General features: G+C 71.2%; 30 protein-coding genes. 19 read left to right on the top strand and 11 right to left on the bottom strand.

Features of this window, described 5'->3' with window-relative positions; translation table 11 throughout:
• Nucleotides 1-57 precede the first annotated feature (57 nt).
• Nucleotides 58-780 carry a hypothetical protein gene (locus ACIQMJ_RS17620; protein WP_499762023.1) on the top strand — a complete coding sequence of 241 codons (723 nt, stop codon included), beginning with the start codon at nt 58-60 and terminating at the stop codon, nt 778-780.
• Nucleotides 781-797: 17 nt separating this feature from the next.
• On the opposite strand, the gene ACIQMJ_RS17615 is transcribed toward ACIQMJ_RS17620, so the two are convergent.
• Nucleotides 798-1,337 (bottom strand): P-loop nucleotide/nucleoside kinase family protein, encoded by a 540-nt coding sequence (locus tag ACIQMJ_RS17615; protein WP_499762022.1) that lies wholly within the window; start codon nt 1,335-1,337, stop codon nt 798-800.
• A 458-nt stretch (nt 1,338-1,795) separates the two neighbouring features.
• Between ACIQMJ_RS17615 and ACIQMJ_RS17610 the strand changes: the two genes are divergently transcribed.
• Complete coding sequence (locus ACIQMJ_RS17610) at nt 1,796-2,692, top strand: alpha/beta fold hydrolase (protein ID WP_499762021.1); 897 nt, start codon at nt 1,796-1,798, stop codon at nt 2,690-2,692.
• A 3-nt stretch (nt 2,693-2,695) separates the two neighbouring features.
• Nucleotides 2,696-3,433, top strand: coding sequence for an aminoglycoside adenylyltransferase domain-containing protein (locus ACIQMJ_RS17605; protein ID WP_499762020.1), 738 nt, complete (start codon nt 2,696-2,698; stop codon nt 3,431-3,433).
• Here the strand turns inward: ACIQMJ_RS17605 and ACIQMJ_RS17600 are convergent.
• Nucleotides 3,423-3,599, bottom strand: a complete 177-nt coding sequence (locus tag ACIQMJ_RS17600; protein WP_499762019.1) for a DUF397 domain-containing protein — start codon at nt 3,597-3,599, stop codon at nt 3,423-3,425. The genes ACIQMJ_RS17605 and ACIQMJ_RS17600 overlap by 11 nt on opposite strands.
• Nucleotides 3,596-4,453 carry a helix-turn-helix domain-containing protein gene (locus ACIQMJ_RS17595; protein WP_499762018.1) on the bottom strand — a complete coding sequence of 286 codons (858 nt, stop codon included), beginning with the start codon at nt 4,451-4,453 and terminating at the stop codon, nt 3,596-3,598. The genes ACIQMJ_RS17600 and ACIQMJ_RS17595 overlap by 4 nt, the downstream gene beginning before the upstream one ends.
• An 86-nt stretch (nt 4,454-4,539) precedes the next feature.
• Here ACIQMJ_RS17595 and ACIQMJ_RS17590 point away from each other — a divergent pair, with 86 nt between their 5' ends.
• A complete protein-coding gene (locus ACIQMJ_RS17590) occupies nt 4,540-4,761 on the top strand; it encodes a hypothetical protein (protein ID WP_499762017.1) in 222 nt (73 codons plus the stop codon).
• Here ACIQMJ_RS17590 and ACIQMJ_RS17585 read toward each other — a convergent pair.
• Nucleotides 4,742-6,130: a WS/DGAT/MGAT family O-acyltransferase gene (locus ACIQMJ_RS17585; protein WP_499762016.1), complete on the bottom strand. Its 1,389-nt coding sequence runs from the start codon at nt 6,128-6,130 to the stop codon at nt 4,742-4,744. The two genes, ACIQMJ_RS17590 and ACIQMJ_RS17585, sit on opposite strands and share 20 nt — an antisense overlap.
• Nucleotides 6,131-6,367: 237 nt before the next feature.
• On the opposite strand from ACIQMJ_RS17585, the gene ACIQMJ_RS17580 reads away from it, so the two are divergent.
• From ACIQMJ_RS17580 to ACIQMJ_RS17565, 4 genes are all read left to right on the top strand, one after another.
• A complete protein-coding gene (locus tag ACIQMJ_RS17580; protein ID WP_499762015.1) occupies nt 6,368-7,138 on the top strand; it encodes an esterase/lipase family protein in 771 nt (256 codons plus the stop codon).
• A gap of 436 nt (nt 7,139-7,574) precedes the next feature.
• Nucleotides 7,575-8,468 carry an amino acid ABC transporter permease gene (locus ACIQMJ_RS17575; protein WP_499762014.1) on the top strand — a complete coding sequence of 298 codons (894 nt, stop codon included), beginning with the start codon at nt 7,575-7,577 and terminating at the stop codon, nt 8,466-8,468.
• Nucleotides 8,456-9,220 (top strand): amino acid ABC transporter ATP-binding protein, encoded by a 765-nt coding sequence (locus ACIQMJ_RS17570; RefSeq protein ID WP_499762013.1) that lies wholly within the window; start codon nt 8,456-8,458, stop codon nt 9,218-9,220. Before ACIQMJ_RS17575 ends, ACIQMJ_RS17570 begins: the two co-directional genes overlap by 13 nt.
• 18 nt (nt 9,221-9,238) lie before the next feature.
• Entirely contained in the window at nt 9,239-10,189 is a 951-nt protein-coding gene (locus ACIQMJ_RS17565; protein WP_499762012.1) for an ABC transporter substrate-binding protein, read from the top strand.
• Nucleotides 10,190-10,330: 141 nt separating this feature from the next.
• Here ACIQMJ_RS17565 and ACIQMJ_RS17560 read toward each other — a convergent pair whose 3' ends face one another.
• Complete coding sequence (locus ACIQMJ_RS17560) at nt 10,331-12,166, bottom strand: FAD/NAD(P)-binding protein (RefSeq protein WP_499762011.1); 1,836 nt, start codon at nt 12,164-12,166, stop codon at nt 10,331-10,333.
• Nucleotides 12,163-12,987, bottom strand: a complete 825-nt coding sequence (locus ACIQMJ_RS17555; protein WP_499762010.1) for an amino acid ABC transporter permease — start codon at nt 12,985-12,987, stop codon at nt 12,163-12,165. The genes ACIQMJ_RS17560 and ACIQMJ_RS17555 overlap by 4 nt, the downstream gene beginning before the upstream one ends.
• Before the next feature lie 329 nt (nt 12,988-13,316).
• Here ACIQMJ_RS17555 and ACIQMJ_RS17550 point away from each other — a divergent pair, with 329 nt between their 5' ends.
• From ACIQMJ_RS17550 to ACIQMJ_RS17525, 6 genes are all read left to right on the top strand, one after another.
• Nucleotides 13,317-14,453 carry an LLM class flavin-dependent oxidoreductase gene (locus ACIQMJ_RS17550; RefSeq protein ID WP_499762009.1) on the top strand — a complete coding sequence of 379 codons (1,137 nt, stop codon included), beginning with the start codon at nt 13,317-13,319 and terminating at the stop codon, nt 14,451-14,453.
• Nucleotides 14,454-14,457: 4 nt separating this feature from the next.
• On the top strand, nt 14,458-14,931 hold the full coding sequence (locus ACIQMJ_RS17545; protein ID WP_499762008.1) for a GNAT family N-acetyltransferase: 474 nt from the start codon (nt 14,458-14,460) through the stop codon (nt 14,929-14,931).
• A gap of 24 nt (nt 14,932-14,955) precedes the next feature.
• On the top strand, nt 14,956-15,855 hold the full coding sequence (locus ACIQMJ_RS17540) for an ABC transporter substrate-binding protein (protein ID WP_499762007.1): 900 nt from the start codon (nt 14,956-14,958) through the stop codon (nt 15,853-15,855).
• A 156-nt stretch (nt 15,856-16,011) separates the two neighbouring features.
• Nucleotides 16,012-16,944: a hypothetical protein gene (locus ACIQMJ_RS17535; protein ID WP_499762006.1), complete on the top strand. Its 933-nt coding sequence runs from the start codon at nt 16,012-16,014 to the stop codon at nt 16,942-16,944.
• Nucleotides 16,945-17,246: 302 nt separating this feature from the next.
• On the top strand, nt 17,247-18,008 hold the full coding sequence (locus ACIQMJ_RS17530; protein ID WP_499762005.1) for an enoyl-CoA hydratase/isomerase family protein: 762 nt from the start codon (nt 17,247-17,249) through the stop codon (nt 18,006-18,008).
• A 27-nt stretch (nt 18,009-18,035) separates the two neighbouring features.
• Entirely contained in the window at nt 18,036-18,215 is a 180-nt protein-coding gene (locus tag ACIQMJ_RS17525) for a hypothetical protein (protein ID WP_499762004.1), read from the top strand.
• Between the two features lie 12 nt (nt 18,216-18,227).
• Here the strand turns inward: ACIQMJ_RS17525 and ACIQMJ_RS17520 are convergent, their stop codons facing one another.
• Genes ACIQMJ_RS17520 through ACIQMJ_RS17510 form a run of 3 tightly spaced genes read right to left on the bottom strand, consistent with a single transcriptional unit; the run spans nt 18,228 to nt 19,569 of the window.
• Nucleotides 18,228-18,515 carry a DUF4235 domain-containing protein gene (locus tag ACIQMJ_RS17520; protein WP_499614131.1) on the bottom strand — a complete coding sequence of 96 codons (288 nt, stop codon included), beginning with the start codon at nt 18,513-18,515 and terminating at the stop codon, nt 18,228-18,230.
• The gene (locus ACIQMJ_RS17515; protein ID WP_499762003.1) at nt 18,512-19,108 is read right to left on the bottom strand and encodes a DUF3618 domain-containing protein; all 597 of its coding nucleotides are present in this window, start codon (nt 19,106-19,108) and stop codon (nt 18,512-18,514) included. Before ACIQMJ_RS17515 ends, ACIQMJ_RS17520 begins: the two co-directional genes overlap by 4 nt.
• Nucleotides 19,105-19,569, bottom strand: coding sequence for a phage holin family protein (locus ACIQMJ_RS17510; RefSeq protein WP_499762002.1), 465 nt, complete (start codon nt 19,567-19,569; stop codon nt 19,105-19,107). The genes ACIQMJ_RS17515 and ACIQMJ_RS17510 overlap by 4 nt, the downstream gene beginning before the upstream one ends.
• Before the next feature lie 83 nt (nt 19,570-19,652).
• Between ACIQMJ_RS17510 and ACIQMJ_RS17505 the strand changes: the two genes are divergently transcribed.
• Entirely contained in the window at nt 19,653-20,579 is a 927-nt protein-coding gene (locus ACIQMJ_RS17505; RefSeq protein WP_499762001.1) for a YihY/virulence factor BrkB family protein, read from the top strand.
• 43 nt (nt 20,580-20,622) lie between these two features.
• Here ACIQMJ_RS17505 and trxA read toward each other — a convergent pair whose 3' ends face one another.
• Nucleotides 20,623-20,985 (bottom strand): thioredoxin, encoded by a 363-nt coding sequence (gene trxA / locus ACIQMJ_RS17500; protein WP_499762000.1) that lies wholly within the window; start codon nt 20,983-20,985, stop codon nt 20,623-20,625.
• Nucleotides 20,986-21,129: 144 nt separating this feature from the next.
• Here trxA and ACIQMJ_RS17495 point away from each other — a divergent pair, with 144 nt between their 5' ends.
• The 4 genes from ACIQMJ_RS17495 to ACIQMJ_RS17480 are packed head-to-tail and all read left to right on the top strand — an operon-like array spanning nt 21,130 to nt 25,326.
• Complete coding sequence (locus tag ACIQMJ_RS17495) at nt 21,130-22,035, top strand: ABC transporter substrate-binding protein (protein ID WP_499761999.1); 906 nt, start codon at nt 21,130-21,132, stop codon at nt 22,033-22,035.
• The gene (locus ACIQMJ_RS17490) at nt 22,025-22,849 is read left to right on the top strand and encodes an amino acid ABC transporter permease (protein ID WP_499761998.1); all 825 of its coding nucleotides are present in this window, start codon (nt 22,025-22,027) and stop codon (nt 22,847-22,849) included. Before ACIQMJ_RS17495 ends, ACIQMJ_RS17490 begins: the two co-directional genes overlap by 11 nt.
• Nucleotides 22,846-23,604, top strand: coding sequence for an amino acid ABC transporter ATP-binding protein (locus ACIQMJ_RS17485; protein ID WP_499761997.1), 759 nt, complete (start codon nt 22,846-22,848; stop codon nt 23,602-23,604). Before ACIQMJ_RS17490 ends, ACIQMJ_RS17485 begins: the two co-directional genes overlap by 4 nt.
• Nucleotides 23,605-23,610: 6 nt before the next feature.
• Entirely contained in the window at nt 23,611-25,326 is a 1,716-nt protein-coding gene (locus tag ACIQMJ_RS17480) for an aminotransferase class V-fold PLP-dependent enzyme (protein WP_499762457.1), read from the top strand.
• Here the strand turns inward: ACIQMJ_RS17480 and srmL are convergent.
• Nucleotides 25,302-26,345: a PheS-related mystery ligase SrmL gene (gene srmL / locus ACIQMJ_RS17475; RefSeq protein WP_499761996.1), complete on the bottom strand. Its 1,044-nt coding sequence runs from the start codon at nt 26,343-26,345 to the stop codon at nt 25,302-25,304. The two genes, ACIQMJ_RS17480 and srmL, sit on opposite strands and share 25 nt — an antisense overlap.
• Between the last annotated feature and the right edge of the window lie 51 nt (nt 26,346-26,396).

The raw sequence follows: 26,396 nt of genomic DNA, 5'->3' as shown, positions 1-26,396 counted from the left end.
GCTCTGCACGCGCTGGCGCAGGGCGACGCGGCGGCGCACCTGCACATGGTGGCGGTCATGGCCCGGCACGGCCTGGTCCAGGCGCTGGAGCACTTCGAGCACGTCGACACCCGGTGCCTGCTCGGCGATCTGTGCGCGCGTCACGCCCAAGCGCAGTTGATCGACCTGCTCGCGCGCCGCGGCGAAGCCGGACGCGCGCGGTGGTTGGCCTCGCGGGGACCGGTGGCGGATCAGCGGCACCAGGCACTGCTGCTGTGGCAGTACGACTTCCCCGAGCACGCCGAAGCGGTCCTCCAACCCCTGAGCGACGCGGGCGACCTGCGTTCGACCCGCTACCGCACCGACCTGCTGACCCGACCGGCGCTGCCCCTGGCGCCGAGCCAGTCCGTCGAGAGCTACAACCCGCCGGAGGCGCGGTACCGGCTGGCGAACTTCCTCGCGGAGCACGAGATGGTCGACGAGTTGCGCGAGCTGGCGGCCAGCGGTTACGAGTACGGCAACTGGCGGCTGCTCAACCTGCTGGCGGAGCAGGGCGACGTGCGGCCGCGCACCGAACTGGCCGACACCGGGCACGTGAACGCCTGCCGCCGTCTCGCCGAGATCCTGGCTCGTCAGGGACGGGTGGCCGAGCTCAGGGCGCGCGTCCTGCGCGGCGACGTGGCCGCCAAGGACGAGCTGGTGTGGTTGTCGACGGCGAAGCGCACGGGATCGGCCGAAGCGGCGCAACTGCTGCGCCACGGGCTCGATCCCGAGGGGACGCTGGGACTCTCGGCGTGGTGAGCCGCGCGGCGTCCTGATCAGCCGGACAGCGCGGCCAGGACCTGGTCGGCCAGCTGCTCGGGCGTGTGCCGGTCGCCGGGCAGCACGAGCGTGTCCGGCGGCAGGGTGGTCCGGGCGGCGACGCAGCGGTCGACGTTGCGGAGGCGGAAGGTGCGGGCCTGGGCGTCGGCGTCCGGGTTGTAGGGGTCCAGGACCTGGTCGTTGATGCGGCGGCGCAGTTCGTCGGCGGGCACGTCGAGGAACACGTGCAGCAGCGGGACGCCGGCGGCGGCGAGGTGGTCGAAGACCTCCTCCCGATAAGCCCGGTCGACCAGGGTCATCGGCGTGATCACGTGCTGCCCGTACTCGCGGTGCAGGGTGGCGGCGAACTCGGCGGTCGTCCTCCGCCACGCCGGCAGGTCCTGGAAGTCACCGGTCGGCGGCGGTGGCGCGGACATGCGGAGCAGGAGGCCGATGTGCTCCGGGTCGAACGACAGCGCGTCCGGCAGCCGGCGGCGCAGCTCCTCGGCCAGGGTCGTCTTGCCCGCGCCGAACGCGCCGTTGATCCACACGATCATGTTCACCACACTAGGTGACTCCGTGCCGGGGTAGCGATGAGACCGTCCGGCTCGGTCGACGGCTCGCTGCTCGTGCTCGACCCGGCGGGTGCGTTCGAGGCGGCCGGCCGCGATCCGGCGGCACAGGACCCGAGCCCGCGTGATCCCCGGCGGCCTGCTCTCCCGGGCCAGGGCGCTGCGGCAGCACAAGACGCACCCTGTTCCCCGCCACGGGATCGGCCGAGGTGGTCGCGCTCGGCCTCGGCGGCACGCCCGACTCCGCCGAGCCGGCGCTGCCGTTCGGCGCGGTGGCGGTCGTCTCCCTGCCCGGACCGCCCGCGCAGCCCGTGGTGCGCTCGACTTCGGGCACACCGCCGAGCTGGTCGCCGCGTCCTACGACGCCTCGGCGGCGTCCCTCGCGGCGTGCGGATCGAGGGCCCCGGTCTGCACGGCCACCCGTCCGGGACATACTGACCGGTATGACCACACTCGACCACTGGGGCGGGACGAGCCGGCACGTCGACCTGGACGGCGCTCCGGTGCACTACGTCGACTTCGGCGGCGAGGGCCCGCCGATGGTGCTCGTGCACGGCCTGGGCGGCTCGCACCTCAACTGGTGCCTGCTCGCGCCGCACCTGGTCGACCGGTACCGCGTGCTGGCCGTCGACCTGGCCGGGTTCGGCCTCACCCACCCCGAGGGGCGGTCCACGACGGTGCCCGCGAACGCGCGGCTGCTGGAGCGGTTCCTGGCCGAGGTGGTCGGCGAGCCGGTGGTGCTCGTCGGCAACTCGATGGGCGGGATGATCGCGATCCTGCACGCGGCCCGCCGCCCGACCTCGGTGACGGCGCTGGGGCTGCTGGACCCGGCCGTGCCGATGCCGTTCGGGGTCCGCCCGGACCCGCAGGTGGCGGCGGCGTTCGCGATGTACGCCGTGCCGGGGCTGGGGCAGTGGTTCCTGGCGAAGTCGCGGGCCGGGGTGTCGACGCGGCGGCAGGTCAAGCGGGTGCTGAACCTGGTGTGCGCGAACGCGAAGTCGGTGCCGGAGGAGGTCGTCCTGGCGTCGATGTCGCTGCTGGAGCAGCGCGCCGAGGTCCCGGGCCTGGACGAGGCGTTCCTGGCGGCGGCGCGGTCGGTCGTGTGGACCGGTGCCACCGCGCGCCGGTACTACACGGCGATGAGCAGGGTGCGCGTGCCGGTGTACCTGATGTCGGGCGACAAGGACCGCTTGGTGCCGATCGCCTCGGCGCGTGAAGCGGCTCGGCGCAACCCGTCGTGGCGCTTCGACGTGCTGGAGGGCGTCGGTCACGTGCCGCAGCTGGAGGTGCCGGACCTGGTGGCGTCCCGGCTCAAGGACTGGCTGGCGGCGCGGGGCTGACGGGTGGACCCGATCCGGGAGGTCGTGGAGCTGACCCGCGACGTGCTCGACCCGATCGGCGTCTACCTCCACGGCTCGGCCGTGCTGGACGGCCTGAAACCGGCCAGTGACCTGGACTTCCTCGTCGTCACGCGGCAGCCGGCGGAGGACGTGCGACGGCGGGCCCTGCTGGCCGGCCTGCTGGCGCTCCCCGGCTCCCGCCCGGTCGAACTGGTCGTGGTGGCGCAGCCGGAGGTCCGCCCGTGGCGGTTCCCCCCGACCGCCGACTTCCTGTACGGCGAGTGGCTGCGCGCGGAGTTCGAGGCCGGCGCGGTCCCGGTGCCCGAGCCGATGCCGGACCTGGCCCTGCTGGTCACCACGGCGCTGGCCGGGGACCACCCGCTGTCCGGCCCGCCACCGGCGGAAGTCCTGGACCCCGTCCCGCACGCCGACGTGGTGCGGGCGAGCGTGGCGGGGGTGCCGGGCCTGGTGGCCGACCTGGACCACGACACCCGCAACGTCGTGCTCATCCTGGCCCGCGTGTGGACCACCGTCGCGACCGGCGCGATCAGGTCGAAGTCCGCCGCCGCCGACTGGGCCCTCGCGCGGCTGCCCGCGGCGCACCGGCCGGTGTTGGCGCACGCCAAGGAGCTGTACCTGGGGTACCGCTACGACGAGGAGACCTGGCCCGACGACCTGCGGGCGCGCGTGCCCGAGCACGTGCGCCACGTCGTCGCCGAGATCGACCGCCTCAGCGGTTGAGGAACTTGCTCCACGCGGAGCGGGGGAACGACAGCACCGGCCCGGTGGGGTTCTTGGAGTCGCGGACGTCGATCGCGTCGGGCACGAACCGGACCTCGACGCACGACGGGTTGTCCGTGCTGAAGCTCGACTTGTACCAACCGGTGCGATCCGACGGGCGCGTCATGCGAACTCCTTGGCGGCCTGCTTGATCATCGCGAGCGACTCGCTCCGATCGAGCGCGTAGCTCATCGCTTGGTTGTACGCCAGATTGTACTCGCGCATCCGCATGGGTTGATCAATCAGATCGGTCGAGGTGATGGTCTCCTGCCAGATCAACTCGGGCAACCTGCTGTTGAAGTCGAGCATGTGGAAGCTCGATCCGCCGAGCGCGTTGAAGTAGTCGGCGGTGAACGGGATGATCCGCACGTCCAGGGTGTCCGGCAGCTCCTCGATGCGGTTCGCCAGGTCCTGGAGTTGCGCGGCCATCACCTCGCGCCCGCCGACGTGCTGCCGTAGCGCCGCTTCGGTGATGAGCGCAGTGAGTTGCAGCGGGTCGTCGCCGTACAGCCGTTGCTGCCTCTTCATGCGTACCTCCACCCGGCGGTTGGCCTCGGCCAGCCGGATGCTGGGTCCGCCCCCGTGCATGACCGCCATCGCGTAGGACTCGGTCTGCAGCAGGCCGTTGATCAGCCCCGCGCAGTACGTCCGCATGCTCTCCGCGCCGGCTTCGAACCCGAAGTAGCGCAGCACTTCCGCGCTGAACATGGCTGAGTAAGGGTTCCACCAGGCGCGCTTGCCCGCCGCTTCGCGAAGCGCTTGCAGCTCCTCGACCTCCGCCTCGTCGAACTCCAGTACGCCGGCGAGTTCGGCCAGCTTGGCCGCGTTGATCTTGAGCTTCCCGTTCTCGATGCCCGAGATGTAGGACTGGCTGGTGCCGATGGCCTTCCCGGCCGACACGGCGGTTATGTCCATGAGTTCGCGGCGCTCCCGCAGGCGCAGACCCAGTTCCCAGCCGGCTACGGACGGCGACGTTGCCATGATCTATCACCCGATCGAGTAGTGCTACTTGCTAATATTAGAGGAGGTTGGCACGATCGTAGCAGAGGCGCAGATCGGAGGGCGTGATGGGTCGGGCTCAGGTGCACCTGTGGGCGCAGGTGCCGGGTGATGTGTGGATCAACTACGAAGTCGAGCCGGGAGGAGGTGCGGTGGTGTTCAAGATCGGTCAGGACGTGGAGCTCTACATCGAGCCCCGGGCTCTGACCAGGATCGGGGAGGTGGCGGCCGAGGCGGCCGAGTTGGCCGGCGCGGTGGCGGCCGACCACCTCAGCTCGCGGTCGAGGTGATCAGTTCGTCGAAGCCCGCGCGGATGCCGTCGGCGAGCACCTGGACGTCCGGCACGCCGTCGAAGTCCGCGTTGATGCCGAAGGTGATCTGGCCGAGATAGGAGAAGATGCCGACACTGACGCGCAGGGTGCTGGCGATCGGCACGTACGGGTAGATCTCGCACAGCCGCTTGCCCAGCATGAACAACGGGATGCGCGGACCGGGCACGTTCGTCGTGACCGTCTGCAACAACTGCTGCGGGAAGCGCATGGCGGTGCGCGAGCCCAGCGCCAGCAACGTGGGGGCGGCGAAGTTCGACAGGTTCGTGAGCACGTCCGCACCCGCCGCCTGCCGACTGCTCTTGAGGTCGTCCATCTGTTCCCGGATCGACGCGAGCCGCGTCAACGGGTCCGGCTCACTGACAGGGAGGTTCACCAACACGGCACTGACCCGGTTGTTCAGCACGCCGCGCTCGGCGGAGGAGCGCATCGACACCGGCACCATGCTGCGCACCACCTGACCGTCGGCAAGGTCGTCGCGCTTGGCGAGCAGGTCGCGGAAACCTCGCGTCACCGCCGCGAGGATCACGTCGTTCACCGTGCCGCCGGTGACGCGGCGGACGGCCTTGATCTCGGCCAGGTCGGCCTTGGCCCACACCCACCGCCGGTGCGGCCCGATCGGCCCGTTCAAGGTCTTCGGGGTGCCGGCGGCGAGCCGGCGGGCCGTCGTCGGCAGGCTGCGCAGCACGGCCCGGCCGAAGTCCAGCACCTCCGTGCCGCTGCGCAACCGCTTGGCCAGCGCCGGGAACTTGGCCAGGTGCGTGACCGGTGTCAGCACCGCGTCACGCACGCCGTCCACGACCAGGTCCAAGGTCGACGGGCTGGTGGCGGGCTGCCAGCGCGCCGGTTCGGGCAGGGGCGAGTCCTCGCGCCAGTCCAGCAGCACCTGCATGAGGTCGCTGCCCGCGACGCCGTCGATCAGGCAGTGGTGGACCTTGGAGATGATCGCCCACCGACCGTCTTCCAGGCCCTCCACCAGCCAGACCTCCCACAGGGGCTTGGCCAGGTCCAGGCGCTGGGCGAACAGGCGTCCGGCGAGGTTGCGGAGCTGGTCGTCCGCGCCCGGTGCCGGCACGGCGGTGTGCCGGACGTGGTACAGGATCTGGAAGTGCTCGTCGTCCACCCACACCGGGCGGCCGACGTGCAGCGGGAGCGCCTTCACCCGCTGCCGGTACCGCGGCACGGTGCCCAGCTTGGCCGCGAACAGGCGCACCACGTCCCCGTACGACGGTGCCGGTCCCTCGAACACCAGGACCGACCCGACGTGCATGGGCACGTTCTCGTCCTCGACGAAGAAGAAACCCGCGTCCATGGCGCTCATCCGGTCCATCGACCGACCGTAAGCCCGCGTCGTCCCACTGGTCCAGGGAGGTGACCCCGCAAGAATCGAGACTTACCGGTACTGGCGCAATCAACCGCCACGAAACATCATGGTCACCTGGGGTTCGCGCTCGACGCGGAGCGGGGAGGGGCCATGTCAGCACTGCCGCACGTCCCACCGGATCACCCTGACCTGCGTCGACAGCCGGCTACGGGGCCGCAGTCGGAGTCGCGGCCAACGCCGGAGTTGCCGTCGGAGTCGGTCACCGAGCCGGGTTCCGCGCCGGGTCTGCTCTGGTACCTGACCGAACCGACCCGCACCGCTGTCGGCATCGGCCAGTTCGCGGCCACCCGTTCACTGCTGCGGGCGGCTCCGAGCGGCGACGGCCACACCGTCCTGGTGTTGCCGGGCCTCGGTGCGACCGACGCGTCGACCGCGACGCTGCGCAAGTTCCTCACCGGCCTGGGCTACGACGTCCACGGCTGGGGCCTCGGGCTGAACATCGGCCCGTCGGTCGGGGTCGTGCGCGGCATGCGCGACCTGCTGCGGGAACTCGCCGTGGGCGGCAAGGTGAGCGTCGTGGGCTGGTCGCTGGGCGGCATCTTCGCCCGCGAACTGGCCCGCGACCACCCGGGCACGGTCCGCCAGGTGATCACCCTGGGCAGCCCGTACGCCATGACGGACCTGCGTCAGACCAGGGTCAACCCGGTCTACCAACTGCTGGCGCGGTTCTACGTCTCGGGCGCCGCCATGCCACCGCCCGAACACACCCGCCCACCGTTCCCGGTGCCGTCGACCTCGGTCTACTCGAAGTCGGACGGCATCGTCGCCTGGCAGACGTGCATCTCGACACCGGGCGCACGCCAGCAGAACGTCGCGGTCAACTCGAGCCACCTGGGCTACGGCTACAACGCCACCGTCCTCTGGCTGATCGCCGACCGTCTCTCCCAACGCCCCCACCGCTGGCACCCCTTCACCCCGCCGCCGGGCATGGCCCGGATGTTCCCCGAGCAGTAACCGCCGACTGCCGGAGCCTGCCGCCCGGCAGATCACCACCCGGGACGGAATCCCCGGACCCTGCCGCCTGCGGTCATCCGCCTGTGGTCATCCGCGTGCGGCGGCTCACCACCGCCCCGAACCACAGCGCGGCACCGCCGCCCGGCACTGCCGCCACCCCACAACGTCCCCCGCGCGCGTCCACCCCTCCCGCCGCATCCGTCGGCATACGACATTCCTCAGTGGACCGGAACCGCCGCCCCCCGCACTCGTCGGTTCGGGTGACGACGCCGATTTGTCAACCACCCCACCACAGTGGTTCAGCACGTGGGCGTCCTTGTTCGCCCGCCGAAGCAGTGGCTACGTTTCCGCCACCCCCGGCGGCGGCCCCATCGCAGTGGCCCCCAGCGGTTCTCCGCACCGCAGCGCCCTCACCCATCCCCGGAAGGACTCCGCCATGAGCGTGTCCGCGCGACCACGCCCGCGTGCCCTCGACTCACCGGCACCGAAGGTCGTCGCCGCCCGCCACCCGTGGCGGTGGGTGGGGATCGCGGTCGTGGTGGTGCTGGTGGGGCAGTTCGTCCACGGCCTGGCGACCAACCCCGGCTGGGACTGGGCCACGTTCGCCCGCTTCGTCACCGCCCGATCGATCCTGGACGCGGTCGTGGTCACGGTGGAGTTGACGCTGTACGGCACGGTCATCGGCTTCGCCCTCGGCATCGTGCTGGCCTTGATGAGGCTGTCCCGCAGTCGTTTCCTGGCCGCCGTGAGCTGGACCTACGTCTGGGCCTTCCGCTCGATCCCCCTGATAGTGCAACTGCTGTTCTGGTTCAACATCTCCTACCTCTACGAGGAGCTGAACTTCGGCATCCCGTTCGGCCCGACGTTCTTCGGCTTCCCGACCAAGGACCTGATCAGCCCGATGGGCGCGGCCGTGCTGGGGCTCGCGCTGCACCAGGCGGCGTACGCGGCGGAGATCGTGCGGTCCGGGGTCATCTCGGTGGACCACGGCCAGCTCGAAGCCGCCGCCGCGCTCGGCATCCCGAGGAGCCGCCAACTGCGCCGGATCGTGCTGCCGCAGGCCATGCGCTCGATCCTGCCGAACGCCACCAACGAGGTGATCAGCCTCTTCAAGGGCACGTCCGTGGTCTCCGTGGTGGCCATCGGCGAGCTGTTCTACCAGGTCCAGGTCATCTACGGCCGCAACGCGCGGGTGGTCGCGCTGCTCATGGTCGCCACCGCGTGGTACATCGCGCTGACCACCTTGCTGTCGATCGTCCAGCACTACGTCGAGAAGCACTACGCCAAGGGCACGACCAGGAACGAGGACGGGTGGAAATGGGCGAGGTGATGGTGGACGTCCGCGGCGTCCACAAGAGTTTCGGCGACAACGAGGTGCTCCGGGGCGTCGACCTCCAGGTCGGCGCGGGCGAGGTGGTGGTCGTGCTGGGGCCGTCCGGCTCGGGCAAGTCCACGCTGCTGCGCACGATCAACCACCTGGAGAAGACCGACCGCGGCCTGGTCGGCATCGACGGCGACCTGATCGGCTACCGCCGTCGCGGCGACAAGCTGTACGAGCTGCGGGAACGCGACGTGCTCCGGCAACGCGCGCACGTCGGCTTCGTGTTCCAGAACTTCAACCTGTTCCCGCACCTGACCGTGCTGGAGAACATCGTGGAGGCCCCGGTGTCGACGCGCCGCACGTCGCCGGCCGAGGCACGCGCTCAGGCCCGTCGGCTGCTGGACCGCGTCGGCCTGTCCGACAAGGAGTCCGCCTACCCCCGGCACCTGTCCGGCGGCCAGCAGCAGCGCGTCGCGATCGCCCGCGCCCTGGCGCTGGAACCGAAGGTGCTGCTGTTCGACGAGCCGACCTCCGCGCTGGACCCGGAGCTGGTCGGCGAGGTGCTCGACGTGATCCGCGACCTCGCCCGCAGCGGCACCACGATGATCATCGTCACGCACGAGATCGGGTTCGCCCGCGACGTGGCGGACACCGTGGTCTTCATGGACGGCGGCGTCGTGGTCGAGCAGGGCTCGCCCGCGCAAGTCCTGGACGACCCGCAGCACCCGCGCACCCGCGCGTTCCTGTCCAAAGTGCTCTGACCAGACCCGGGAGAACCGTTGTCCCTGATCAAAACAGCCGCCGCCGTCATCGCCGCCGTGTCCCTGGTCGCCTGCGGAGCCGCCGGTGGGACGCCCGAGGAGCAGGTGGTCGCCGGCGGCAGGACCGTGAACCTCGGCCCGGACCAGCAGCGCGTGACGGCCGACAGGGTGGAGTCCATCGCGGCCAAGGTGCCCGAGGAGATCCGCCGGACCGGCGAGCTCGTCATAGGCGGATCGGTGAACACCGCGCCGCCGCTGCGCTTCTACGCCACCGACGACAAGACCCCGATCGGCGTGGAGACCGACATCGCGGTGCTGATCGCGGGTGTCCTCGGGCTGGAACCGCGATTGGAGAGCACGTCCTGGGAGAACCTGTTCCTCAACCTCGACAGCGGCGCCTACCCGCTGGGCCTGTCCAACATCACCGTCACCGAGGAGCGCAAGGAGAAGTACGACTTCGCCACCTACCGGCTCGACACCCTGGCGTTCGAAGCGAAGAAGGGCGGCACGTGGCGCGTCGCCGGGCCCGAGGACGTGGCGGGCAAGGTCATCGCGGTCGGGTCCGGCACGAACCAGGAGAAGATCCTGGTCGACTGGAGCAAGGCCAACCAGGCCAAGGGCCTGCCCGCGACGGACGTCAAGTACTTCCAGAACCCGTCGGACTACTACCTGGCGCTGGAGTCCGGCCGGATCGACGCCTACCTGGGCCCGAACCCCACCTCCGCCTACCACGTGGCCACGTCCGGCAAGACCGAGGTGATCGGCACGTTCTCCGGCGGCGGTTCGCTCGCGGGCAAGATCGCCGCGACCACCAAGAAGGGCAGCGGCCTGGTGGAGCCGGTCGCCGAGGCGATCGACCACCTGATCGCGAGCGGCAAGTACGCCGAGGTGCTCGACCGGTGGGGCCTGAAGGGCGAGGCCGTGGAGAAGAGCGAGATCAACCCGGCGGGACTGCCCAGGACGGGCTGAATCCCGCACCTCCGAGGCGGCACTGGCCCGGCGCACCGCGGTGCGCCGGGCCAGTGCCGCGTTGCGGGGACGAGGAGGACGGATCGGTCGCGGTCACCGCCGACGAGCACGAGGAAGCGGGCTGGTCCGCCGTCCGCCCGCTCAGGCCACCGACTCGTCCGCACCGCCGGCCGCGGCGGCGAGGAAGCGCAGGACGTCCCGCGCGACCTCGTCGCTCTGCCGGAAGTTCGGCGCGTTGGTGCCGGGTCGGGCGAACGCCGCGTACGCCTTGCGGGTCGTGTAGGGGCCGACGGCGAAGCGCCGAGCGTGCGGCGTGCCCGTGGCGTCCACGATTCGGCTGTCGGACGGGTCCACGAGCACCAGGCCGTCGACGTCGGTCACGTCACCGGCCGCCGCCATCGACCTCAGCAACGGGTCGGCGGTGTGCGCCAGTGTGTGCACGGGCAGCCGCGCCTCGATCAGGCCGGTCGCCCGCACGACGTGCGACGGCACGCTCGCACTGCCGGCGAGGAACACCCCGTCCTCCGCGCGCACCCACGTGTCCGCTCCCAGGAACCGCACCACCCCCGCGCGGGACAGCGCCAGCAGCTCCTCCAGGCGGTCCGGCGGCGGTCCGCTCGCGATGGAGCTGAAGAACCCGTGCCACCACCCGTCGTCGCCGCGCAACCGCCCGGACGCGGACAGCACCGCGAACTGGCCGTACACGCCGAGCAGCGCCAGGAACGCGCCCAGGTCGGCGCTGAACGCCTGGTCCGAGCGCCGGGCCACGTCCGCGGCCACGTGGGCCCGCAGGAACTCCTGGAACGCCTCGGACGTGGAGAACTCCAGCCCGTCGATGGGGCGGTCCAGCCGCTCGAAGTCGATGCGGTCCGCCTCCGACACCGCCGCGCGCTCCAACTCCCGCATCCCGTCGCTGTACCAGTCCAGCTCGGCGAACCGCGCCGAGAACGCGTCCCACGGCTCGCGCACCCGCGTCGGGTGCCCGGTGAACAGCTCGCGGTAGTGCCCGTACGCGATCTCCTTGGCCATCAACGGCCACACGTCGCGCCGGAAGTCGAGCGCGCCCGGCCGTGCCAGCAGTTCCGCCGCGACGAAGAACCGCGGTGGCCCAGGCGGCTCCCCGCGCAGCCGGTAGCCGGTCTTGGAGTGGTACGGCGTGCCGCGGCGGGAACCGACGTGCAGGCGCGGTTCACGGCCGGACGGGACGTACCGCAGCACGCCGTCGTCCCGCACGAACCGACCGCCCCGCCCCTCGCCCAGCAGCACGGCGAGGTCCACGAACGCCAACCCCACGCCCCGCACCACGACGTCCTCACCCGCCGGCACCACCGACAGGTCGACGTCTGCCGTGTAGTCCGGCGGCAGGTACGTGAGCCCGTGCGCGGCGGCGTGGTCGGCGAGTTCCCGGTGCTCGTCCGCGACGACGGTGTCCAGGTGCCCCTGCACGAGCACGACCACGTCGGCCACCAGCGGCTCGGCGCGGTCCGCGAGCCACACCCGCTGCCGCACCTGCGGTGATCCGGTGATCCGCACGACCTTCGTCGCGTGCGTCGTCACCGAACTGCCACCGGGCAACGACGACACCGCCCGCTCGTGGAACCACCTCAGGTACGCGCTCTGCACCCGCCTGCTCGGGAACGACGTGGGCCGCATCGCCTCCAGCTCCGCCCGGACGCCCGGCTCCAGCTCCACGCCCGTCAGGCACGACTCCGCCCACTGCGCCAGCGACGGCCCCGGCCGGATCGGGCCCGCGCACGTCACCGACGAGTCGGTGAACATGGTGACGTCCTCCGCCATGGAGTTCATCCGCAGCAACGGCGACTGCTCGTGCCGCCACACCCGCCCCGCGCCGGCCGCGAACGGGTCGACCAGGTGCACCTCCAACGGCCCGTCGAACAGCCCGGAAGCGTTTGCGCCCAACCGTTCCAGGATGCCGGACGCCCGCGGCCCGGCACCCACCAGCACGACGACGCTCATCGCGTGCCCCGCCCGTAGTAGCGCTCGACGTAGTGCTGGCCGACGCTGAGCAGACTCGTGACGATGACGTACCACACGGTCGCGACCAGCAACAACGGGATGATCAGGTAGTTGCGGTTGTAGATCAGCTGGACCGAGTACAGCAGGTCCTGCACGGCGAGCACGCTCACGATCGACGTGCCCTTCAACGTGCCGATGAGCAGGTTGCCCGCCGCCGGCACGATCGACCGCATCGCCTGCGGCAGCACGATCCGCCGCAGCACCCGCCACCGCCGCAGCCCCAGCGCCGCCGCCGCTTCGACCTGGCCCGCGTCCACGGACAGGATGCCGCCGCGCACGACCTCGGCGGCGTAGGCGGCCTCGTGCAGCACCAGGCCGATGATCACCGACGTCATCGGGCCGATCACCGGGGTGGCGCCGGACAGCGCCGGGTACAGCGCGCCGAAGTTGAACCAGAACAGCAGTTGCACCAGCAGCGGCACCGAGCGGAACAGCCAGACGTAGCCCCAGCTCACGCTCGCCAGCACCGGGTTGCCGGACAGCCGCATGACGGCCAGCACACCGCCGATCGCGAAGCCCAGCGCCACGGTCAACGCGGTCAGCCACAACGTCAGCCACAGCCCGCGCAGCACGGCGTCGGTGGCGAAGTACCGGACCACCACGTGCCACTGGAACTGCTCGTTGGTCGCCGCCGACCACAGCACGACACCGACCGCGACCAGCACGAGCGCGGCGGAGGCCCAGCGCCAGGGACGGCGGAGCGGGACGATCACGGCGGTCTCGTCGGACCGCGAAGGGGAGGAGAGGGTGGACGTGCTCATCGGCAACTCCGGAGCAGGAGGGATCACGGTGGGTGCCGCGTCCCTCAACGCCGCGCGGTGATCGTAAGCGCGCGTTGGCCAGGCAGGTCAAGGGATTCCGGTATCTGGACGCGGTCGCGCCGACGTTGACGACGACCCGCGCCGCTGTTGCACTGGGATCGTGGAAAGCACGCGGCTGGTCACCCGCGACCACATCGACCTCGGTCGGGTGTGGTCGGCCTCCTGTCGGGGCTGACGCCCGCGTTCCGCTCCTCCCGTCGACCCCGCGCCGTCTCCCTCAACGTCGTGTGCGCGTCGACGTCTCCTCCCACCTGACGGAAGGTACTGACGTGCCTGTTGAGTTCCTGGGGATCGGCGGCACCAACGACGGTTCCGAGACGCACCCGCGCAGCGGACCCGCGTTCGACAAGGACTACACCCTGCGGTTGGCCCGCGCGCACGAAGAACACGGCTGGGACCGGGTCCTGTTCGCCTACGGCTCCGGCTCGCCCGACCCCGCCCAGGCCGCCGCGTACGTGGCCACCGAGCTGGACAGGTTGCAGATCCTGTTGGCGCACCGGCCGAACGTGTCCTACCCGACGTTCGCCGCGAAGACGTTCGCCACGCTGGACCAGATCAGCGACGGCAGGCTCACCGTGCACTTCATCACCGGCGGCACGGACCACGAGCAGCAGCGCGAAGGCGACTACCTGACCAAGGACGAGCGCTACTCGCGCACCGAGGAGTACATCCGGATCGTCAAGAAGGCGTGGACGTCACGGGAACCGTTCGACCACGAGGGCGAGCACTACAGGTTCGCCGACTTCGTGAGCGACGTGTTCCCGGTGCAGCAACCGAGGCCGCGCGTGTCGTTCGGCGGGTCGTCGCCCGCCGCGTACCGGGCGGGTGGCGCGGAGGCCGACATCTTCTGCCTGTGGGGCGAGCCGCTGGCCGACACGGCCGCGCAGATCGAGGCCGTGCACCGGGCCGCGCGGGACGCGGGCCGCACCGACCTGCCGCGCATCCAGGTGGCGTTCCGCCCCATCCTCGGCGCGACGGAGGAACTGGCCTGGGAGAAGGCGTACCGGACGGTGGACGCGATCAAGGCGCGGACCGGGGGAGTGACCCCGCTGACCCGCAGGCACTCGTTGCGGAACCCGGAGAACACCGGCTCGCAGCGGCTGCTGGAGATCGCCGAACGCGGTGAGCGCTTCGACCGCGCCCTCTGGACGCCGACCGCCGCCGCGACCGGCGGGGCGGGCAACTCCAACGCGCTCGTCGGCACGCCCGAGACCGTGGCCCAGGCGCTGCTCGACTACTACGACCTCGGCGTGGACATCCTCTCCGCGCGCGGCTACGACATGGTCAACGACACGATCGACTTCGGCCGGCACGTGATCCCGATCGTGCGCGAGGAGGTCGCCAAGCGCGACCGCGAGCGCGCCGCCGCCGTGCCGGAGCCGCGTGAGATCGCGGTGGACGGATGACCGCGTGACCGACACCCTCGTCGCCCGCCGGGTCCGCTGGGAGGACCCGGCCACCGGGCCGTTGAAGCAGGAGCTGACGCACGAGTACGTGACCCGCTACGGCGACCGGGCGCGGGCCGAGCTGACCCGGTACGACCCGTCCGTCTTCGCGCCACCGCACGGCACGCTGGTGCTGCTGCTCGAGGACGGCGCGGCGGTGGCGGGCGGGGCGTTCATGCGGCACGACGAGCGCACCGCCGAGCTCAAGCGCATCTGGACCCACTCGCGGCACCGCCGTCGCGGCCTCGCCCGGCGGGTGCTCGCGGAGCTGGAGCGCGACGCCCTCGCCCTCGGCTACTCCCGCCTCTACCTGACCACCGGGCCGCGGCAACCGGAGGCGCGTGCGCTGTACCTGGCCACCGGGTACGCGCCGCTGTTCGACCTGACCGCGGACCCGCTCACGATCGCCCACCTGCCGTTCGAGAAGGACTTGGGGTAGCCCATGCGCGCACGTTGCCTGTTGATGCTCACCACCGTGCTCGCGCTCGTGGTCTCCGGCTGCGCCCTGCCCGCGGACGCCGTCGACCCGCCCCCGTCCGGCGTGAGGCCGACCGAGGACGTGTTGTCGGCGGTGGTGGAGGACGAGTCGATCTCCGCGCTGCTGCCACCCGCTGTGCGTGACGCGGGTGTGGTGCGGTTCGGGTCGTCGGTGGGCGGGCAGCCGCCGTCGTCCTACTACGCGGAGGACAACAAGACGGTGCTCGGCCTGGACGCCGACATGTCCGAGGCGGTCGCGAGGACGTTGGGGCTGCGGGTCGAGCGGGAGGTTGCGAGCTTCGAGACGATCCTGCCGTCGTTGGCCGGCGGGAAGTACGACGTCGGCACGGGGAACTTCGGGGTGACCGAGGCGCGGAAGAAGACCATCGACTTCGTCACCTACGTCAACGACGGTCAGGGTTTCGCGGTGCGGGCCGACGACGATCGCGTGGCGCGGGTGGACGGCCTGGTCTCGTTGTGCGGGTTGAAGATCGGCACGGGTGCGGGCACGACGTTCGAGGCGACGCTGGAGCGGGAGAAGCACGTGTGCGGCGAGGCGGGGAAGCCGGACTACGAGGTGCTGAGCTTCTCCGAGAACGCGGCGATCTTCCTGGGGCTGCAGCAGCGCCACATCGACGTCGTGATGAGCACGATCAACGGGCTGCGGCACGCGGCGGCCAACCAGCCGAACGTCGAGTTCCTGGGCGAGTTCAAGCGGCTGGACGTCGGCTTCGCGCTGCCCAAGGGCTCGCCGCTCGCGCCGGCGTTCCAGGCGGCGGTGAACAAGCTGATCGCGGACGGCGTGTACACGCGCATCCTGGACAAGTGGGGCACCGGGGACTCGGCCATCCCGGAGTCGTTGATCAGCCCGCCGGAGCACGCCTGAGGCGTTCGCGCTGCGGTGTCCCGAAGCTGCTCGGCCGCTTCCCGCGCACCTCACCGCGAACGATCACCTGAATCACCCCTTGTGTTGGCCACCGCTTCACCCCAGGGTTCGGCGCGGCCCGTTGGCTCCGACGGGCAACCCTGATGGAGGTGGAGCATGTTCCCTGCACGCAAGTTTGCCGCGTCCCTGTTCGCGGCGGCCGCGCTCTCGGTGTTCGTCACGACCCCCGCGCACGCCGTGACGGACGCCGAGCTCGCGTTCTACTGGGCCCCGGTGCACTACCAGGACACGGACTCGTCCGACTACGACGCCGACTACCTGTCCACAGTGGACTTCGACGGCGAGTGGAACACGCTGAACAACTGGGAGGCGCAGGATGACTCGTTGGCGCGGCTCACCGGTGCCGCGTACTACTCGGTGGTGGAGACGTCCACGCACTGGTTCCTGGTCTACAGCTTCTACCACCCGCGTGACTGGGAGGACTTCGCCGATCCGTTCGAGCAGTTCACGCACGAGAACGACATGGAGGGCCTGCTGGCGACCGTGCGCAAGGACGGCACGGCGTTCGGCAAGCTGGAGGCCGTGATCACGGTGGCGCACAGCGACTTCTACTCGTACGTGCCGGCCGGGAGTACGTTCACGTCCGGGCGGGAGAGCGTCGACGGCACCGTGCGGCTGTCCGGAAACCGGCCGACCACGCGCCAGGAGGCGAAGGGGCACGGGCTGTACGCGTGGAACGGCGCGGAGTTCCCGGGTGGTGACGGGGTGGTGTACGTGCCGAGCGCGACCGGCGAGGTGCCGTCGGGTGGCAACGACCGATCGGTGGGCTACCGGCTGGTGGACACGTTCGCGGCGGGCGGGTTGTGGGCGCAGCGCAACAGCTCGACGACGTTCGCGAGCTGGGGCACGTTCCGCGGTGACAACGGGAAGGACAACTCGGCGAACAGCGCGTGGGGATGGGACGACGGCAACGACGGCAGTGACATCCAGCGCGGCCTGCTCGCCACGGACCCGGCCTACGTCGTCTCCGTCTACTTCGCCAACCGCGGCACCTTCAGCCTGACCTACCTCCGCAACTCCTACCGCTGACCCCCGCGAGAGTCCTACGTTCGGAATGCGAGAGTCCTACGTTCGGAACACCCGAGTTCAACGCTCAGAACACGCCTCGGCCGTCCTGAGCGTTGAATTCGGGGTACCTGAACGTAGGACTCACGCGTCGTGAGCGTAGGACTCACGCGGCCTGAGCGTTCGACTCACGCGGGCTGGAGGGACGACACGCGCGGGTCGGGGTGGGGAGCGGTGGTCGGGGTGACCGGGTCGGTGGCACGGCGTTCCGGCTGATTACCGGACTGTGAGCGCCACCACAACCGGCGGGATCGTACTCTCCGGTGATGACGCTGAGGCTCGACACCGCAGGCCCGGTGGCCACGCTGACCATCGACCGCCCGGCCAAGCGCAACGCCATGAGCTACGACATGTGGTCCGCCCTGCCCGCCCTCATGGACGAGGTGCGGCGCGACGACGACGTGCGCGTCCTGGTCGTCCGGGGCGGTGAGCACTTCTCGGCCGGCGCGGACATCAGCGAGTTCTCCACCCTCCGCAAGGGCGCGGACGGGGCGGCGAGGTACAGCGAGGCGGTCCACAACGGCGAACGCGCCATCGCCACCCTCGGCAAACCCACCATCGCCGCCATCACCGGCTTCTGCATCGGCGGCGGCTGCGAGATCGCGCTGGCCTGCGACCTGCGGGTGGCGGCGGACGACGCCCGGTTCGGCATCACGCCCGCCAAGCTCGGCATCGTCTACAACTCCACGTCCACCAAGCAGCTCGTCGACGTGGTCGGCCCGGCGTGGGCCAAGCAGATCCTGTTCAGCGGCGAGATCGTCGACGCCGCCACCGCGCTGCGCATCGGCCTGGTCAACGAGGTGCACCCGGCCGACGCCCTGGCGGCCAGGGTCGCGCAGCTCTCGGAGACCATCGCGTCACGCGCGCAGGTCAGCGTCCGCGGCGCGAAGCACATCGTCAACCGCATCACGGACGGCCGGTACGACGAGGACGACGCCGTGCGCGCGCTGTACGACGAAGCCGTGCACAGCCCGGAGTACGCGGAGGGCGTGGCGGCGTTCCTGGAGAAGCGGACGCCGAGGTTCTGAACGCCGGCGGGCGGGTACTTCGAGCACATGACCGAGCACAGGACCGAACCCCCGCTCGAGGGCGACCCGAACGATCCGGACCAGCACATCAACCCCGACCCGCCGCACTCTCCGGGCACGCCCGAGCCGCCCGACCTCGACGTGGACCCGGAGCAGTTCCTCGACGAGGGCGAGCGGCGCGGGAAGGAGGACGAACCGCCGTCCTAGACCGTCAGGACGTCAGTCGTCGTACTTGTTCGTGTCACCGGGCCACTCGCCGGTGAGCTTGTCGTAGCCGGTCGCGCCGCCCCGGTCGATCGCGGCCTTCACCAGGCCGAAGATCGCACCCTGGACGGACGCGGCGAGGAGCACCTCGCCCCAGCCCCGATCCTTCTGGGTCGGGGTCGGCGCCTCCTTCGTGCCGGTGATCAGCTTCCACACCTGGCCGAACAACGCGCTGGCGGCCAGACCGCCGAGCACGCCGAACAGCATGCCGAGGGGCCGGTACAGCAGCTTGTTCACGTTCACCGCCCCCTCCTCAGGAGCTTCCACAGCACCAGCACGACCGCCGCGACACCGGCCGCGACCGCCGCCGGGTGCTTGCGGGCCTGCTCCACGCGCTCCTGCACGGGTGGCGGCAGCGACTCGACCGCCTGCGCGGCCTTCGTGCCGACCTGCTCGGCGACCACACCCGCCTTCAGGCTGACCTGCTCGGCGACCACGCCGGCCTTCGCGCCGACCTGGCCCGCGACCTCGCTCGCCTTGTGCCCGACCTGCGTCGCCACGGCGCCCGCCTTCTCGCCGATCACGGCGGCCTTCTCGCCGACGGCGGCACCGGCCGCGCCGGCCGCCGCGCCCGCCTTGCCGACCTGCTCGCCCGCCTTGTCCGCGACCTCGCCGACCTTGGCGGTGGTCTTGCCCGCCGCGGCCGACAACGCCGCGTTGGCCCGCGTAGCGGTCTCCTTCACCTGTTCCACTCCTTCGTGCGCCTTGTTCTTCACCCGTCCGGGCACGTCGGTCTTGTGCACCAGCGCTTCCACGGTGTCCCCGAGCTCCCGCCGGGTCTGCTCGACGTCGGCGCGCAGCTCCTCCGGGTCCGTGGGGATGTCCTTGCCGCTCATCGGTGTGCCCTCTCGCTCACGGTGGCGATGTCCTGCTTGACACCCGCTATGGCCTCTTCCGGCACCGGCGGGGTGCCGCGTTGCAGCTGCTTGCGGCCGATCAGCGCGAGCACGCCCGCGACGACGAACACGGCCAGCGCGACGACGAACGCCGCGATCCACGCCTCCATCACGGTGGCCAGCAGCAGCACCAGCCCCGCGAGGACCGTCATCAGGCCGAACCAGGCCAGCACACCCGCGCCGCCGAGCAGCCCGGCGCCGGTGCCGACGCGCTTGCCCTTCGTGCGCATCTCGGCCGCGGCCAGCCGGATCTCGTCCCGCGCCAGCCTGCTCACCTGCTCGGACAGCCGGTGCACCAGCTCCGCGGTCGACGGTTCCCGCTCGGGGGCGCGGTCCGTGACGCGGCCGGTGACCCGATCGGTGACGCGGTCAGCCGCACGGGTGTCGGCGACGTGACTCATGGCCGTCTCCTCTCTCCACTCGCCCTCCGACTACCCGAAAACGCGAGGGTGTACGCACGGTGTTCGGGGGAAACCCGTCGCCCATGGCGCACGCACCGGAGGCTCCGACCCAACTGCCCAAGCGCTCGTGGTGGGGCGTGCTCAAGCGGACGGTCAAGGAGTTCAACGACGACAACCTGACCGACTGGGCGGCTGCCCTCACCTATTACGCGGTGCTGTCCCTGTTCCCGGGCTTGCTGCTGCTGACGGCGCTGCTGGGGCTGCTCGGCCCGGACGCCACCAAGTCCATTGTGGACAGCCTGGAGGCGCTGGGGCCGGGCGAGGCCAAGGACACCGTCGCGGGCGCGATCGAGAACCTGCAGAAGTCGCAGGCCAGCGGCCTGCTCGCGATCGTCGGCCTGGTGACGGCGCTGTGGTCGGCCTCGGGGTACGTGGGCGCGTTCATGCGCGCGTCGAACTCGATCTACGACGTCGAGGAGGGCAGGCCGTTCTGGAAGGTCATCCCGCTGCGGCTGGGCCTGACCGTCGGCGTGGTGGTGCTGCTCGCGCTGACCGCGCTGGGCGTCACGCTCACCGGCGGCGTGGCCGAGTGGCTGGGCGAGGTGCTGGGGCTCGGCTCGACCTTCGTCACGGTGTGGGACGTCGCGAAGTGGCCGGTGCTGTTCGTGCTCGCGAGCCTGGCGATCGGCCTGCTGTTCTGGGCCTCGCCGAACGTGCGGCAGCCCAGCTTCCTGTGGATCACGCCGGGCGGCCTGCTGACCGTGGTGGTCTGGGTCGCCGCGTCGCTGGGGTTCGCGTTCTACGTGGCGAACTTCGGGTCCTACAACAAGACCTACGGCTCACTGGCCGGTGTGATCATCTTCCTGGTCTGGCTGTGGATCTCCAACCTGGCCCTGCTGCTCGGCGCCGAGCTGGACGCGGAGCTGGAGCGGGGCAGGCGGATCGAGGCCGGGCAGCCCGAGGAGCGGGACCCGGTGGCCCCGCCCCGCGACACAGCCGCGATGGACTGACGCTGCGATGGACTGGCGCTGCGATGGACCGACGGCGCGGCGGTCAGGCTTGCTGCTCGGCGACCTGCTTGCGGACCTCGTCCATGTCGACCTTGCGAGCCTGGTCGATGAGGTCCTCCAGCGCCGACTCGGGCAGCGCGCCCGGCTGCGCGTAGAGCACGACGCCGTCGCGCACGATCATGAGGGTCGGGATCGACCGGATCTGGAACGCGGCCGCGAGCTGCTGCTGCGCCTCGGTGTCGACCTTGCCGAACACGATGTCGCTGTGCTTCTCGGCGGACTTCTCGTAGGTCGGCGCGAACTGGCGGCACGGCCCGCACCAGGCCGCCCAGAAGTCGACCAGGACCATCTCGGAGCCGCCGACAACCTCGTCGAAGTTCTCCGCGGTCAGCTCCACGGTGGCCATAGGTCCTCCTTGCTGTGGACATGGGGTTGACCCCTTGTACCCCGACCAACGACCGTCACACCCGGACAATTCCCTTCAACAAGTTGTGGACGCCTTCAACATAACGTTGTAGCTTTCGGTTCACCCGAATGCAGGAGGTGTTCCGTGCGCAGGACCGCAGCCCTCGCCCTGTCCCTGTTCGCCCTGGTGGCGTGCGGTGCACCGGCCGAGGACCCGCCGGCCGGCCCCGTCGACGAGGGCCTGCCGTCAACCTCGGCCATCGTGGGGGCGGTCACGAAGGACGACGCGCTCGCCGCGACGCTGCCGACCGCCATCGCCCAGTCGGGCAAGCTGCGGGTCGGCTCGAACATCCAGAACCCGCCGAACAACTTCTACGCCGCCGACGGCAGGACGCCCGTCGGCTCGGAGGTCGACCTGGCCAAGGCGCTCGGGGCCAAGCTCGGGCTGACCGTCGAGCACCAGGACATGGCGTTCGGCTCGCTCATCACGAGCCTCCAGGCGGGTCGGATCGACGTGACCATGGCCGCGATGAACGACACGCCGGAGCGGCAGCAGGCCATCGACTTCGTGGACTACTTCACCTCCGGCATCACGATCATGGTGCAGAAGGGCAACCCGGCGGGCATCAAGAGCCCGGACGACCTGTGCGGCAAGTCGGTCGCGGTGAACCTCGGCTCCAGCCAGGAGACCTACGCCAAGGAGTTCCAGTGCCTGTCGGGCGACCCCATCGGGGTGACCGCCACCGACAGCGACACGCAGAACCAGAACCAGCTGCGCACCGGCCGGGTGGCCGCCATCCTCAACGACCTGCCGACCGCCGTCTACGTGGCCAAGACCGCCGGTGACGGCGAGTTCTTCGAGGTCGTCGACCTGGCGCCGATCAACGGCGGCCCGTACGGCATCGGCGTCAACAAGAACACCCCGGAGCTGACCGCGGCGTTGCAGAAGGCGCTGCAAGCGCTCATCGAGGACGGCACCTACGGCAAGATCCTCCAAGCCTGGGACGTCGAGCAGGGCGCGGTCACGAAGGCGACCGTCAATGGCCGGTAGCGACACCGACGACCTGGTGGTCGTCCCGCTGAGGCACTGGGGCCGGTGGGTCGGTGGCGCGGTCATCCTCGCGGTTCTCGGCGCACTGGCCTGGGCCCTGGCCGGCGCGAAGATCGACTACGCCGCCGTGCCGGGGTTCTTCACCCACGACATCATGCTGCGCGGCCTGGCCAACACCGTCGTGCTGGCGGTGGCCGCGCAGGCGGGCGCGATCGTGCTCGGCGTGCTGATCGCGCTGCTGCGCCGCTCGGCCAACCCGGTCGCCCGCTGGTTCGCCGCCGGGTACGTGTGGCTGTTCCGCGGCCTGCCCGTGCTGCTCCAGATCCTGCTGTGGTTCAACCTGGCGCTGGTCTTCGAGACCATCTCGATCCCCGGCCTGTTCGAGGAGAAGACCAACGTCCTGGTGACCGCGTTCGTGGCGGCGCTGCTCGGCCTGGGGCTCAACGAGAGCGCGTACATGGCGGAGATCGTGCGCGCCGGGCTGAACAGCGTGGACCACGGCCAGGTCGAGGCGGCCAAGGCGATCGGCATGACGCCCGCGACGACGTTGCGGCGGGTGGTGCTGCCGCAGGCCATGCGGGTGATCATCCCGCCGACCGGCAACAACTTCATCAACATGCTCAAGGGCACGTCCATGGCGTCGGTCATCGGGTTCCTGGAGCTGGTCCACGCGGCCAACAACATCGCCTCGCGCAACCTCCAGATCATGGAGACGCTGCTGGCCGCCGCCGCGTGGTACATGGTCGTGGTCAGCGTGGCGAGCGTGGGGCAGCACTTCCTGGAGCGCCACTACGGCAAGGGGGTGGCCCGGTGAGCCTCGTGCGGGCGGTAGGGGTCCGGAAGTCGTTCGGGCACGCGGAGGTCCTGCGGGGCATCGACCTGTCCGTGGCCGCGGGCCAGGTGGTGTGCCTGCTCGGACCGTCGGGCGCGGGCAAGTCGACGTTCCTGCGCTGCGTGAACCACCTGGAGACGATCGACGCGGGCCGGATCTGGGTCGACGGTCAGCCGGTCGGGTTCACCCCGCGCGGCGGCAGGCTGCACGAGCTGCGCGAGCGGGAGGTGGCGCGGCAGCGGCGGGGCATCGGCATGGTGTTCCAGCGGTTCAACCTGTTCCCGCACCGCACGGCCCTGGAGAACGTCGCCGAAGGCCCGGTGCACGTGCTGCGCACCCCGAAGAAGACGGCGCTGGCCGAGGCGCGCGCGCTGCTCGACCGGGTCGGGCTGGCGGACAAGGCCGGTTCCTACCCGCACCAGCTGTCCGGTGGCCAGCAGCAGCGGGTGGCGATCGCGCGGGCGCTGGCGATGCGGCCGAAGCTCATGCTGTTCGACGAGCCGACCTCGGCGCTGGACCCGGAGCTGGTCGGCGAGGTGCTGGACGTGATGACCGACCTCGCCCGCGACGGCATGACCATGATCGTGGTCACGCACGAGGTCGGGTTCGCCCGGCAGGTGGCCGACGAGGTGGTGTTCCTGGTGGACGGCGCGGTGGTCGAGGCCGGACCGCCGGGCCAGGTGCTGGACAATCCGCGACAGCAACGCACGCAGCAGTTCCTCGCGAAGGTGCTCTAGGTGGTCATGCGCATCCCGTCGTCCTACCTCGTCCAGTTCCACGAGCCGGAGGGGTACCTGGACTTCGCCCGCTTCGGGCCGCCGTCGTTCGCCGTGGTGGACGCGTCCACCCGGCTGGTGGAGGCGTCGGTGTCGGCCGGGCCGTCCACGGTGGACGACCTGATGCGGCAGGAGCTGCGCGCGAAGGCGGCGGTGGCCCGGCTGTGCCGCGGCGACACCGACCACGTGACGCTGCTGCCGAACACCAGCACCGGCCTGTTCCAGGCGGCGCTGGGCGTGACCGGCGAGGTGCTGGTGTCGTCGGGGGAGTTCCCGGCGAACACCTACCCGTGGGCGCGCTCGCCGTCCGCGCGCGTGTCGTGGCTGCCGCCCGGCCCCGTCACGCCCGACGTCGTGCGCGCGGCGCTGACGCCGGGGGCGGTGGCGCTGTCGGTGAGCGCGGTGGACTTCCGCACCGGGTACCGGGCGGACCTGGCGGCGCTGCGGGAGGTGGTCGGCGACCGGTTGCTGGTCGTGGACGGCATCCAGGGCTTCGGCGTCGTGGACGAGCCGTGGGAGGTGGCCGACGTGCTGGTGGTCGGCGGCCAGAAGTGGCTGCGGGCGGGCTGGTCGACCGGGTTCATGACGTTGTCCGACCGGGCGCTGGCCCGGCTGGACCCGGTGCTGTCGGGGTGGACGGGCGCCGAGGACCCCGGCCTGTTCGACAACGGCATCCACCCGGTCGGCGAAGGCGCGGCGGGCTGGTCGATCACGAACCTGAGCCCGATCGCGTCCGGCGCGCTGGCGGCGGCGCTGGAGCTGGTCGAGGTGGCCGGCGTCGAGGCCATCCAGCGTCGAATCGTTGAACGATCCGACGAACTGGTGGAGGTGATCCGCGCGGCCGGCGGCGAGGTCGTCTCCGCGCTGGACCGCCGCGCGGGCATCCTCGCGTTCACCCTGCCCGACCACCCGCCGTCCGTGGTCGGCGCGGCGCTGGCCGAGGCGGGCGTGACGGCGACCGTGCGGCCCGAGCACGTCCGGATCTCGCCGCACGCCTCCACCACCCCCGACACGGTCGCCCGGTTCGCCGCCGCGCTGAAGGAGGTCCGCAAGCCGGTCGCCGTCGCCGCACCCGCGCCCGCGGTGACGTCCGACGTGCTCACCGCCCTGGTCCCGACGGTGAACAGCCTGGCCGCCGCGCTCGGACCGGGCACCGAGGTCGTGCTGCACGACCTCGGCGCCCTGCCCAACTCGATCATCGCCATCGCGGGCGACCTCACCGGCCGCAAGGTCGGCGGCCCGATGACCGACCTGCTGCTCGGCCTGGTCCGCCGCGGCACCACCCAGGACCTGGCGGGCTACGAGACCTACGCGCCGGACGGGCGCGTGCTCCACTCGTCCACCGTGTTCCTGCGCGACGACCAGGGCGTGGCCGTCGGCTGCCTGTGCGTCAACAGCGACCCGGGGCCCGACCGCCGCCCGGGGGCCGCGGAGGCGGCGGTCCCGGCGGTCGAGGCGTTCCCCGGCGACGTCGACACCCTGCAACGCCTGCTGGTCGAACGGGCCGTGACCGCCGTCGGCGTGCCCGTGGAGCTGATGAAGAAGGCGCACAAGTCCGAGGTGGTGCGGGTGCTGGACGAGGCGGGCCTGTTCCTCATCCGCGACTCGGTCGACTACCTGGCGGGCGTGCTCGGCGTGACCCGGTACACGATCTACAACTACCTCAACGAGGTCAGGGGCTGATCACCCTCGTGCACGGCGGCGTGCGCGGCGTCCCGGGCGGCGTTGGCCTCCTCGTCGGTCAGGGTCCTGGTCGGGTGGCGCAGGACCAGCCGCAGCAGCACGTTCTTCTGCTCCGGCCGCGCGCCGAGCCGGGCCACCGCCACCGGCGGCAGGTCGGCCACCGGCGTCTCGTCGACCACGGCGACCTCCTCCACCAGGTCGCCGACGGCGGCGCGCACGACGTCGCCGATGGTCTCCCCGTCGGCGTCCGCGCCGACCGCCACCGAGATGTCCCGGGTGATCGCCGGGTGCCTGGACACCGGCCGGTACGGCGTCAGGTCCAGCATCTGCGCGGCCACCCGCGGGTCGTCCGAGGACAGCAGGCGGATGTCCGGGACGCCCTTGCGCAGCATGAGCAGCCGGTCCAGGCCGAAGCCCAGGGCCAGGCCGTGCACGTCGTCGGGCAGCCACGCCCGGCGCAGCACGTGCCGGGCCGCCAGGCCGCCCTCGGCGACCTCCACCCACTGGCCGTCCACCAGCACGTCCACCTGCCGCCCCTCGGCGGTGTACGGGTGGGTCGCGGGCGTCGTCCGGTAGCGCAGGCCGGGCACGGCGGCGGTGACCACGGCGTCGATCAGCTCGTCCAGGTCGGCCCGGTGGTGGGAGATCCGCCACAGGTCGAGCTGGTGCGGCGTGCCGGAGTGCAGGCGGTCCACCGCGTCGCGGCGGTAGACCATCCCGACGCACGCCAGCAGCACGTCGTCCCAGCCCTCCTGGGTGCCGAGCAGCCGCAGGGCGGGCGGCACCATGGCCGTGGTGTGGCTGCGCAGCATGCGGTTCTCGCCGGTGTAGCGCGTGTAGCGGGCGTCCCGGGTGATGGCGTCGGGCGGGTAGCCCAGCGCGGTGTAGTTGTCGTCGACCGACACCTCGGGGTGGTCGCGCAGCACGCGCAGCTCACCCGGCAGGTCGGAGAGGATCTCGTCGACGAGCAGTTGCACGGCGTGCGGCCCGTAGGTGGGGTCGCTGAGGTCGTGGGGCATCGCGGTGGTCCCTTCGCGGTGGTGGACAGCGGCTGGAGGTGTCCCCCGAGC

The organism is Actinosynnema sp. NPDC091369 (genome assembly GCF_044757065.1).
GTDB lineage: Bacteria > Actinomycetota > Actinomycetes > Mycobacteriales > Pseudonocardiaceae > Actinosynnema.
The sequence above is the reverse complement of the archived record's forward strand: the minus strand, read 5'-3'. Positions and strand labels throughout refer to the sequence as shown.